The 12,727-nt window shown below is 38.3% G+C and carries 6 protein-coding genes; all 6 read left to right on the top strand.

The features are described 5' to 3' along the window. Nucleotides 1-37 precede the first annotated feature (37 nt). The 6 genes from B158_RS0108225 (at nt 38) to B158_RS13510 (ending at nt 12,725) form a co-directional block, all read left to right on the top strand. Nucleotides 38-895, top strand: coding sequence for a hypothetical protein (locus B158_RS0108225; protein WP_018624890.1), 858 nt, complete (start codon nt 38-40; stop codon nt 893-895). Between the two features lie 180 nt (nt 896-1,075). Next, nucleotides 1,076-2,668, top strand: a complete 1,593-nt coding sequence (locus B158_RS0108220) for a class I SAM-dependent DNA methyltransferase (RefSeq protein ID WP_018624889.1) — start codon at nt 1,076-1,078, stop codon at nt 2,666-2,668. Further along, entirely contained in the window at nt 2,658-4,016 is a 1,359-nt protein-coding gene (locus B158_RS0108215) for a restriction endonuclease subunit S (RefSeq protein ID WP_018624888.1), read from the top strand. The genes B158_RS0108220 and B158_RS0108215 overlap by 11 nt, the downstream gene beginning before the upstream one ends. Nucleotides 4,017-4,034: 18 nt before the next feature. Further along, the gene (locus tag B158_RS0108210) at nt 4,035-7,316 is read left to right on the top strand and encodes a hypothetical protein (RefSeq protein WP_033414027.1); all 3,282 of its coding nucleotides are present in this window, start codon (nt 4,035-4,037) and stop codon (nt 7,314-7,316) included. Then, on the top strand, nt 7,309-10,551 hold the full coding sequence (locus tag B158_RS0108205; RefSeq protein WP_018624886.1) for a type I restriction endonuclease subunit R: 3,243 nt from the start codon (nt 7,309-7,311) through the stop codon (nt 10,549-10,551). The genes B158_RS0108210 and B158_RS0108205 overlap by 8 nt, the downstream gene beginning before the upstream one ends. After that, the gene (locus tag B158_RS13510) at nt 10,548-12,725 is read left to right on the top strand and encodes an McrB family protein (RefSeq protein ID WP_018624885.1); all 2,178 of its coding nucleotides are present in this window, start codon (nt 10,548-10,550) and stop codon (nt 12,723-12,725) included. The genes B158_RS0108205 and B158_RS13510 overlap by 4 nt, the downstream gene beginning before the upstream one ends. The last annotated feature ends 2 nt before the right edge of the window (nt 12,726-12,727 follow it).

Below are 12,727 nucleotides of genomic sequence, written 5' to 3'. Positions count from 1 at the left end.
ATTCAAGTCATGACTATTAATTGAGCAAATAATATACATGCTTGGCGAAATCTCAGCAGGGCTTTCTATCTTTGATAGAGTCAAAAAATTCTTTAGCAAGAATGAATCAAACACTCAACCGATTATTATTAAGCGATTCCTGGCATTATTTGAAAACCATGGTGTTCACCAAAACCAGATCCCGCGTTTTTTTGAGGGTGGCATTGAGCTGCCCGACTTACACTCTAATGAACGGTTACTCGAAAAACTGACAGAAGATGTGCTGGAAAAGGCATGCACTATGTTTGGGGTTAAAAGAGAGTGGCTGGATGGTGATTCAGAGACTATCTATGAGGTTAAGGGGTTTTATAAGAATATCCCGGAATTTGAGAAGCAAATTAAAAGTATTAAACAAAGGCCGACTGACGTAGAAAGGGTGTATGTCCTATCCCCTGAAAATCCCTGCTGGAATGACAGTGTTCTGCTGGTTTTTGAAAGCTTGATCAAATCAATTGGTACTAAGTACATATACCGCTATGATTTTGTTAGATTTGATAGTGCCTGTTATTGGAAAACCAGGGCCTATTTAACCGCGTGCGTTGGGTTATGCTACAAAAATGAAATACCACCATGCGGATACTACCTTCCTTCAAAAGAAGTCAACAGCCTTGCAGATGGCAGTCAATTCATACCCTATACAAATCAAGGATATCTCCCCAAAGGACATCGCTGGTATGTTGAAGATATGGTCACTGCTCCAAAGGCCTATCTTAAAGGGATAGATCCAGAAGATAATAACTTCGGTATTCATCAGGCCATTAGCTATTATTTGAAGCTGGAAGAGCAGGGCTACATGGACTTAGGTTATGAGGAAAGTTATAGAGAAGACTTTGAAAAGTATAGGGATGTGCTCTAAAGTTTATACTGGAAACAATGCAAATCTGCATTGCTGCAAAAGTTGAACGCGGTCACATTAAAAGCTACTATTCTATGTCGGGTTACAAATTGATACATAAGCTGTCTGTATGAGATGGCTATGTCTAAATTCTAATAAGAAATAATCCATAATAATTCTACTGGGAATCAAACAATTACAATGGCTAAACAAGCAGCGAAAAAGACTAAAAAATCTCAATCTAAAGGGTTCGAGGAAGCACTGTGGGACAGTGCTAACAAGCTTCGTGGTAGTGTTGAAAGCTCCGAATATAAGCATATTGTACTAAGTCTCATCTTCCTGAAGTTCATCAGTGACAAGTTCGAGGCGCATAAGCAGAAGCTGATTGATGATGGCTTGACGGACTTTATTGAAAGGGTAGAGTTTTACACCAAGGACAATGTCTTTTACCTTCCGGAAGAGGCGCGTTGGACGGAAATCCTTAAATACGCCAAACAGGACGATATCGCTCTCAGAATTGATACTGCCTTGAGTGCTTGTGAAAAGAGTAATGCTTCGCTTAAAGGGGCGCTGCCAGACAACTATTTCTCTCGCCTCAACCTTGATGTTAGCAAACTGGCTGCTCTAGTGGATACCATCAACAATATCGATACCATTGCTAATGACTGTGATATGTCTGAAGAAGACGTGGTAGGTCGTGTTTATGAGTATTTCCTAGGAAAGTTTGCGGCTAATGAAGGTAAGGGTGGGGGAGAGTTCTATACCCCGAAATCCGTAGTTTCCCTAATCTCAGAAATGATTGAACCTTATAAAGGTAAAATCTACGACCCATGTTGTGGCTCGGGCGGTATGTTCGTCCAGTCCATCAAGTTTGTTAAAAGTCATAAAGGCAGCCAGAAAAATATTTCAATCTATGGGCAGGAATACACCAGCGCTACCTTCAAACTGGCCAAAATGAACCTGGCGATTCGTGGTATTGCCTCTAACCTTGGTGATGTGGCTGCAGACACCTTCTTTAAAGATCAGCATCCTGACTTAAAAGCAGACTTCATCATGGCCAATCCGCCTTTTAACCAGAAACAATGGCGCGCACCCAATGAGCTAACCGATGACCCACGCTGGGCAGGTTATGATGTCCCTCCTGTAAACAACGCCAACTACGCCTGGATCATGCACATGATCAGCAAGCTCAGTGAAAACGGCACAGCAGGCTTTGTATTGGCCAATGGCTCAATGAGTTCTAACACCAGCGGAGAGGGGGAAATCCGCAAGAAAATCATCGAAAACGATCTAGTGGACTGTATGATTGCCTTGCCCGGGCAACTCTTCTACACAACTCAGATACCTGTCTGTTTATGGTTCCTAACTAAAAACAAAACTGAACAGCATTTTAAAGATGCTCGCGAACCCTTTAGAAACCGCCAAGGCGAAACTCTATTCATTGATGCCAGAAACATGGGAACCATGATCAGCCGTGTGCATAAAGAATTAACATCAGATGATTTAGCAAAAATCGCTAGAACTTATCATGCTTGGCGTGGCGAAAAGAAAGATGGCGCATACAAAGACGAAGCAGGCTTCTGTAAATCAGCCACTCTCGAAGAAATAGCTAAAAACGATTACGTACTAACCCCAGGTCGCTACGTCGGCGCAGCCGAAGTCGAAGACGACGGCATACCCTTCGAAGTCAAGATGAAGGAACTCAGCCAAACCCTATACCAACAAATGAAAGAAGCCGAAGACCTAGATAAAATAATTCGCAAAAATCTAGAGGGGTTGGGTTATGGGGAGTGATTGGACCACTTTGGGTGAGTATATAAAAGTTCAAGGTGGTTTTGCATATAAAAGCCAGGATTTTCTAGAAAGCTCACCAAACAAGGTTTTGAAAATTAAAAATGTTAGGTTTGGGGCCGTTGATTATTCAGAAACGGCATATATATCCGATGATTTAGCTCTAGAAACCAGCAGCTGGTCTACTAGAGAAGGTGACATTCTAATATCCATGACTGGTTCAGGGCCAAACGCACCCCAATCATTAGTTGGCAGAGTTGCTAGGGTATGGAAAGATGAACCGAAAGCTTGGATAAATCAAAGGGTTGGAAGGGTCCTGTTTAAAGAGCAGAATAATATACACCCTGATTTTGTATATTATTTACTTACACAACAATCCAGCCAAGAATTTTTAGTATCCAACTCTTCTGGAAGTGCAAATCAGGCAAATATCAGTGCCAAAACGATCGAAAGAGTTCCCTGTCCTCGTATAGGTTATCAAGCAAGTAAAAAAGTATCCGAGATCCTGACAAGCTTAGACGAGACAATAATTCTCAACAAAAAAATCAATCAAACCTTGGAGCAAATGGCGCAAGCTATGTTTAAGTCATGGTTTGTGGACTTCGATCCAATATTTGACAACCTTCTCGAAAAACACAATAACAACCTGGAAAAAGCATCAGCATACCTAACCGCAAAAGGCGCCCTAGACCTCATCCCAAAACTACAAAAACGACACACAATCCAGCAAACCAGCAACTACAAACCACTACCAGACCACATCAAAAAAGAATTTCCCAACGACTTCCAACACCACGAAGACATGGGCTGGATACCTGATGAATGGCAGGACAAGAAAGTTCGCGATCTACTAGAGTTAAAGTACGGAAAAGGACTTAAAAAATCTGAACGAATAGAAGGTCATTATCCAGTGTATGGCTCGGGTGGTATAAATGGCTATCATAATAGTTATTTGGTAGAAGGCCCCGGGGTGATCGTTGGACGCAAAGGAACGGTAGGTACTGTATTTTGGGAGAGCAAGAGTTTTTTCCCTATTGATACAACGTTCTATGTTGTTCCACGCAAAAACATTCCTTTACAGTTCTGTTACTATCTCTTAAAAGGCTTAGGCCTAGATACAATGAATACTGATGCTGCTGTTCCTGGACTTAACAGAGAAAATGCACTTAGCCTTTCATGTTTAATACCAAAAGAGCAGCTACTTTCTAGATTTGATAAGATGATCTTTAGTTACAAAAATATGGGAGCAATTCTCATACAGCAAAATAAATCACTAGAATCAATAAAAGAAAGATTGTTGCCAAAGCTGATTGGTGGAAAAATTGATTTAAGAGAAGAGAAGAGAAAGTGAGTGAGGGAGTTACATAAAGTGTTTGCCATATTTGAAAAGCTACTTAACTCCCTTAAATACAAAGTTGATAAAGATATTAATGATACTTTGTATAAGAATAAAACATTTTTATCTAGTAAATGGAGTGCTATAGAGTACAACATACTAAAGTGGTCGCAAAGATATACCTATTACATATTTCTTACAGTTATTCTAGCAGTACTCTTTGTTATTAACTTATTGTTATGGCAGCAAGAGTTGTCGCTTCTGTTCGCACCATATTTTCCCTACTGGAATATGCTAATAGATTGGCAGGGGGCTTTTTTGAGTGCTCAATTGACAATCGTTGGAGTTGTTTACCCGCTTGTTATTGGTTTGATTGGCCTGCTATTTCAGAATAAAACAGCTAAAAAAACATTGTTCCCTCTTTATCAAATGTATTCGGGTTTTATGTATGCAGGTTTAAGTGGGTTGTTTTTGGCTATCTTTGTCGTTATTGGATACTTCATAAGCGGCAGTATGGAAGAGTCAACTTATCTTGCTATTTGTATAACAACTGCATTATGGTTGATCTTCAATACGTTGTTAACAATTTGGTTTTTTACTGCAACCTTCTTAATGTTGGATGAAGTCAGGCGCGATAGACTTCTTATTCGTTTCACCATCCACGAGTTATGTGAAAATGATATTAGAAAACGTATAAGTGATTTGTTGCTGCAAAATTCATTGCAGCATAACCTTCTCGCAAATCCGGACCCTAGTGTCTTAAAAGTTAGCAGCTATAAACTTTCAGATAATAAATACAAAAATATCGATAAAAACATAAAAACTAAAAAGGAAGTGATAGTTTCGAATGTGTATTTTGCAATTATTAATACCTTAATTCGTTTTCAAGTATATCAACTTAAGTTTCTAAGATTTTTAAAGAGAAATTCAACGTATCAGTCCCTAGTATCTCTAAAGGTTTTTAGATGGCTTAATATAGACATAAAAACTAAGCCAGAAATCATTGTACAAGCTATCAGAACACGAGAAAGATTAGTTGTTGTCAGATATAAAGACTTTAACATTGGCTGGTTATCTAAATTATTTTTTAAAATAAGCTTTAAAATTGGAAAAGCACAAGAATCTTCTGACAAAAGCCTTTCCTCAATGCTTACTGGATTTACAGGAACAGTTAATGATGCCATCCGAGAAAAAGATATTCCAGAGTTTAAGTATGCTCTAGATAATATTGTAAAATGGCATACAGAAATTGCCTCTGCATTAAGTTTTATAAATGATAATGGCGAGGAAGATAATTGGTTATTATTACCAACCGCTAACTTCTTTAGTAGAACCTATTATGATCAATTTTTATCTGAATATTATCGGATATCTAAAGCTGCGGTAGAGTTAATTCCCGAAAATATTGAATTCTTTGACGAAGCTATCTATCTACATAAACGATTATTTGCAAGACGTGATGATTTGGTAAGTAGCGAAGGGTTATCTTTGATTCAGGGAAGCTATCATACGTGGTATTTATTGATAGAATGGCGTTCTTATAGTTCTACATCACCAGATATTCGCATAGCCAACAAATATGAAGACGTACTTTATGATTTTGTAGGCTCATGGGAAACATGGCTAGACTATATTAAACAAAAATATTCACCCTCTACAAACCTTTCTTCATTATTACCTCTATTATTAACTCACCTTGAGCATACAGCGCAAACTTCAATAACAGCACTAAGGTTTAACAATATTGAGGCTGCTGGCTGGGGAGTTGACATGCTTAATAATTGGATTGAAAAGCTATTGGCAGGAGAAGACGATAACGGTTTAGCAGAATTTACCTGGAAATCCGAGCTTATTACACACAACATAATGTTATATGAACCTAACTCTCGTTCTTGGTTAGAAGTCTTAAATGGTACTGAATATAATTTTAAAGCTGCATACATAATATCACTTAATAATGCTGCATTTGATCTCAGAGTCCTAACTGCGTGTTACATTTTATTAAAGCCAAACATTAGGGATAATAAGACACTTATTGATTATGTGAGGGCATTACTTAACGGTGTTCCAATCCACCCGACGGGTGCTTTCCTTGGCCGTAGAAAGTCCATAACGAATGCTGGTGAGCTTTTGGGCACTTACATTAGACACAGAGACTACCCTAATGATGGAAGTCAAAGCTATAGTACTTGGCTTGCCAAGGTTCTTGACTCGTTTAATCGAGTGAATGAGAAGAGAAGAGTGTCCGGTAGAATCTATTCAGGTTGGGGGCGTAATGATCCCAAAAGTATGAATCCTGCTTATGTTGAAATAGCAGTGTCGTTATCAAAAAGTGAGTGGAAACTCTCGAGCAGATGGTTAGATTTAATCTTTTCAGACATGTTTAGACACATGGACCGCGAGTCAATTATTAGAGATCTAAATGATTGGCTAACAACTTCTGATAATATAGAAGATCCAAGTCTAGTTAGTAAAAATGAATATGATAATAATTTACCGTTCTTTAAAAAATCCATTGAATGGATTATTGAAAATATTAATAAAAGACAGGATGAAATTATTTCCAATTCAGATATAGATGAAGAGCGATTAACTGATTTTGGAGTAAGTTGTTCAACATTCATTTATAAGCTTGATAATTTTAATATTTTCCCTTTGAGTTTATTCAGAAAAGTAAGTCAAGAGGGAGAACAAAAAAGTGAGAACCTAAAGACATTGAATATAAGTAATTATAAAAAAGTGTATATATCAAAAGGGGTTGAAGCAAACAGAGCTATAAACGAGGATGAGTGGTTGAAAGAGGCTTCACAAAAAACAGTTAAAGAAAATATATTAAAGGCTTTATTTGGCTATGAAGTCACAGACTCGAAAATTTATTCTGACGTAGAAAGTTTTGTGATTGAGCTTCATGAGATGATTAGGGGGCTTGATAACCCAGTGCTTTTTACAGCCGACGACAATCTTTTTAGAATTCTATTTGAAGCTAGATATAATCAAGAGTTAGCTGAACAGTTGGGAGTTACTTTTTATGATGGCTATGGAGGGAGTTATATCTGCCACCTTGGGAGGGTTATAGTTTATAAAATTAACTTACCAAGGATTGACTATAGCTTATTGACTAGCGAAGACGTTTTTGAAACTATTGAATTTAGCGAAATTTCACCAAAGCAAATTTTTAAGCTTGAGTATATAGAGGGTGAAAATGATAACAAAAACATTGGCACCCTATCTTTACAATACTGGATGGATGTAGAGTTAAAGGTTGGATACCCATGTATAAAAATACAAATAAACATACAACCAAACGATGATTAAATTCACCGAAGCTAAACTTGAGCAAGCCATTATCCAGTTACTGGGAGAGCAGGGCTATACTTATGTTTCGGGCGAGTCTATTGCTCGCTCTGCTTCGGATGTTCTGATTAAAGAGGATTTGATCAATTACCTCAAAAAGCGCTATCAATCTAAGGCCATTACTGACGCCGAAATTAATTCAATTGTTCGCCAGCTAGAGCTGATGTCACATTCTGATCTGTATGGGTCCAACAAAAAGTTCTGCAAATGGCTTAGCGATGGATTCCTGTTAAAGCGCGAAGACCCGAATAAAAAGGATTTGTATATCCAGCTGATGGACTATAGTGGCCTTGCTGCTATGCGAAAACCCTCTGATTCTGAGATGGATCTGATTGCTGGTGATATTGATGAAGTTGCCCCAACCTATAAATCTTCAAATATTTGCAAGATCGTGAATCAATTAGAGATAGAAGGGCCTGGCGGGGAGATTAGAATCCCTGATGGCATTCTCTATATCAATGGCCTGCCTTTGGTTGTATTCGAGTTCAAAAGTGCTATTCGAGAAGATGCTACGATTCATGATGCCTACGTTCAGTTAGCTACTCGTTACCGAAGAGCCATTCCCCAACTGTTTCTCTATAACGCTTTTTGTGTCATTAGTGACGGTGCTAATAACCGCATGGGCACTTTATTTAGTGATTATGAGTTTTACTATACCTGGCGTAAGGTAACGGGCGACGAAACCATTGAGCACGATGGTATCAGCTCATTACATACCATGATAAAAGGGTTATTTGAGAAAAAGCGCTTACTGGAAGTCATACGTCACTTTATTTACTTCCCTGACAAAACCCACCTGGAAACTAAGATTATATGCCGATATCCGCAGTATTATGCTGCAACCAAATTATTTAATAATATCCAACACCACTTAAGGCCGGAAGGTGACGGCAAGGGCGGCACCTATTTTGGTGCGACCGGTTGCGGTAAGAGTTTTACCATGCAGTTCCTGACTCGATTGCTGATGAAGAGCGTCGACTTCAACAGTCCCACTATTGTTCTTATCACGGACCGAACAGACCTTGATGATCAACTTAGTAAACAGTTTGAAAATGCCAAAAAATACATTGGTGACGAGAATATCAAAAGTGTTGAAAGTAGGGCAGAACTTCGTGAAATATTACAGGGGCGTAAGAGCGGCGGTGTTTTCCTGACAACTATCCATAAGTTTACCGAGGATACGCAGTTGCTCAGTGAGCGAACTAATATCATCTGTATCTCTGATGAAGCGCACCGCAGCCAGACTAATCTTGACCAGAAGGTTAGAGTAACTGAGCACGGTGTTAAGAAAACCTATGGGTTTGCCAAGTATCTCCATGATTCCTTACCCAACGCAACCTATGTTGGCTTTACCGGAACGCCAGTAGACGCAACACTCGATGTGTTTGGTGAAGTGGTTGATAGCTATACCATGACGGAATCGGTAAAAGACGAGATTACCGTCAAAATTGTTTATGAGGGAAGAGCCGCAAAGGTATTGCTTGATAACACCAAATTACAGGAGATAGAGGACTACTACCAGGCCTGTTCTGACGATGGAGCAACCGAGTATGCCATTGAAGAGAGCAAGAAAGCAGCCGCAAATATGGGCGTTATTCTTGGCGACCCCGATAGATTACGAGCGTTGGCCAAAGACTTTGTTGAACATTATGAAGAACGCATACAAGAGGGCGCGACCATTAAAGGCAAAGCTATGTTTGTCTGTGCTAATAGACAGATTGCTTATGACTTTTATAAGGAAGTTATTACGCTGAGGCCTGAGTGGAGCGAGATCAAAGAGTGTGAAGAGGGCGCGGAGCTTACTGAAAAAGAACGCAAGAAAATAAAGCCTATTGAGCGCATTAAAATGGTCATGACCCGAGGCAAGGATGATCCTAAGGAACTTTGGGATATGTTAGGCACAAAAGATGACCGAAAAGAGTTAGACCGCCAGTTCAAGAACGCAAAATCTAACTTCAAAATAGCTATCGTTGTTGATATGTGGCTTACAGGCTTTGACGTTCCATTCCTGGATACCATCTACATTGATAAGCCCATCCAACGGCATAACCTGATTCAGACTATTTCGCGCGTCAATCGTAAGTTCGAGGGAAAAGAAAAAGGCCTTGTCGTTGACTATATTGGAATTAAGAAGCAAATGAATCTGGCGCTGGCCCACTACAATAAAGCCGACAGTCAGAACATCGAAGAAGTTGAACAATCTGCTGTAGTCGTAAAAGATCATTTAGATTTACTTTCAAAATTGTTCCATAAATTCGAAGCAACACCTTACTTTACGGGTAAGCCTGTTGAGCAGTTAAATTGCCTGAACAATGCTTCTGAGTTCGTTCAAGTCACCCAGGAAGTCGAAAAACGTTTCATGCACCTGGTTAAACGCCTCAAAGCTGCTTATGACATCTGTTGCGGCAGTGAATTACTGACAGATGCCGAGCGCGATAAAATCCAGTTCTACCTTGCTGTGCGTTCCATTGTATTTAAATTGACTAAGGGAGATGCTCCCGACACAGCACAAATGAACAATAAAGTCAGGGAAATGATAAAAGATGCCCTGCAAAGTGACGGCGTCGAAGAAATATTCAAGATGGGCGATAAACAAGGTGAGGTTGACCTGTTTGATGATGACTATCTCTCTAAGATAGAGAAAATTAAACTTCCAAACACTAAGATAAAACTACTTCAGCAACTCCTTGCTAAAGCCATTGCTGAGTTCAAAAAGACCAATCGCACAAAAGGAATCGACTTCTCTGAGAAGTTTAAAGCCTTAGTTGATAAATATAATGAACGTAAAGAAGACAGTGTTCTGGTGAGCGATGTACTGGATGACTTCTCCGATGAAATTATCGATTTATTCCATAAAATTAGAAAGGAAATGGGTAGTCACGAAGACTTAGGTATCGACTTTGAAGAAAAATCATTTTACGACATCTTGAAGTCGTTAGCGGTTAAATACGACTTCGCATATCCAGAAGATAAACTGATTGAGTTAGCAAAAGAAGTTAAAAGAGTCGTTGATGATAAAGCTAAATACACAGATTGGTCACAACGAGCTGATATCAAAGCCGAGTTGAAAGCAGATCTAATAGTATTACTGGCTAAACACAAATATCCTCCAGTGGATAGAGACGAAGTCTATAAAGAAATATTTGAACAAGCCGAGAACTTTAAGAAGAATAGGGTGAGTAGGGAGTATGTATGAAAACACAAGAAATACATGAGCAAGTTTTAAAGATCTACCTGGAACATAAAGATAAGAATCCAGAGTTTACCTTCTCACCAAGGGTAAAGGGCGAAAGACTGTATGCTGGATATTGGTTTCAGGGCAACGAAAACTACCTGTTCTCTGCTCCCTTTAACCGAGGCGATAACCATAATATGACCAAAACCATCGGTTATGTATTAAAGCTTGATAATGGACAGGTTGCTGGAGCATATATCGAAGTAGTATTTGGCCATCATTTAAACCTGGAAATAATTGATTTTTATAAAAAGGTTTTAGAATACCTTAGTATTAAATATGAAGAGGGAAGATATAAATACCAAAAACAAATCGTTGGTGATTGGAAGGCAGGCCTAATTGAGTTTTTAGAAAGAGACGTAGCCAGTATAAGGAATATAATATCTGAGTTTGACTTGGAAGATGACTTCATTGTTCCAGAGTCCACGCTACAAAGCCGATTAAAAAAAATTGAAGATATTAAAAAGCGAGGATTAAAAGAGCTTTCTAATGATTCTTCAGAGATTACACAGGATTCACAAAGTGAAGTATATGGGGAGATTGTTGATACCAGTACTAAGCAACAAACTGCGAATATAATACTTTATGGCCCACCCGGTACCGGTAAAACTTATAGCACTAAGTTTGAAACCTTAAAAATTATTGAAGGTCAACCAGAAACAGACCTAACAAGAGAGGAGGTCAATCAACTCTTCGAAGATTATATTGAGTCGGGACAAGTCGTATTTACTACATTCCATCAATCAATGAGTTATGAAGACTTTGTAGAAGGTATAAAGCCGGTAATAGATCCTGAAACAGATCAAATGATCTACAAAGTTAAGAATGGACTTTTTAAATCACTTGCCAATCAAGCCAGAGAAAATTACATAGCATCAAACACAAAGGGAATTGCCTCAAAAGATCTTCATATTAAAAAGCTTATTGATAGTTTTACTCAGCATATTGAAAGCAAATTAGAGTCTGGACCAATACCATTAACAGAAAAAGTTTCAGTTACAGATATTGACGATGAGTCGTTAAGATACCGTGGAGATACATGGGGAGGACAAAAGGGTAATAAAATCAGCTTCTCCGAGTTGGAATACATGTACAGAAGTGGAGTTGAAACAAGACAAGAAGTAAAGCGTTTAAAGGATATTAGTGGTTTAGGCAATCAACATGCATCATACTTCATCAAAGCATTACAGCTCCTTAAAGCTTACGAAAAAGAGTCATTTAACCCAAATATTGAGAACAATAAGAACGAAGAGCTAAAGCAGTATGTAATTATTATAGATGAGATTAACAGAGGTAATGTTGCATCTATTTTTGGAGAGCTTATAACTTTAATTGAGCCCGATAAACGCTATGGTAGCGACGAATCATTGAGTTTGGTTCTACCATATTCAAAAGAAAGATTTAGTGTTCCGCCAAATCTGCATATCATCGGCACAATGAATACTGCTGATAGGTCTGTTGAGGCATTAGATACCGCACTAAGAAGAAGGTTTATATTTAATGAATTAATGACGGATTATAGTTTGGTAAAAAATGATCCATATTTGGAAATATCTAGCTTTATATTAGCTCACAAAAATGATGATCTAAATAACAAGAGAGTTAAAGAGCAATGGGAGGATTTAATTCATTGGTTGAATTTTACAGGCGATAATAAGGAAATTCTTGATTTTGACAAATTTAGAAAAGACTTCTCTGCTGATGAGAAACTAATGGATTATAGGAAAGACCCAGATTATCAAAGGCTTGCAACAGATTATTTTAATAATCAGGGAATCGATTTTGATCCAATTCAACTCGATAAACTGTTATTAACGATTAACAAAAGACTTACCTACCTCTTAGATAGAGATCATACAATTGGCCATTCATTCTTTATGGGAATAAACTCCCTATCAAAGTTAAAAAGAGTATTCAAAAATCAGGTCATCCCCCAGCTTAAAGAATATTTTTATGGTGATTGGTCGAAAATAGGCATGGTCTTAGGTAATAGATTTGTAAAAGAAGATACAGAACAATTAAGTTGGCCGGCTGGATTTGATAGTGACAATTTATTTGAAGATTACCAAAGTCTTGTCATTAACGAAATTTGGACCATCGGTGACTTTCAATCTATTTATCAGATTAAGGCATAACA

It is taken from the genome of Kangiella aquimarina DSM 16071, assembly GCF_000374105.1.
GTDB lineage: Bacteria > Pseudomonadota > Gammaproteobacteria > Enterobacterales > Kangiellaceae > Kangiella > Kangiella aquimarina.
This window is presented reverse-complemented; position numbering and strand designations above follow the sequence as displayed.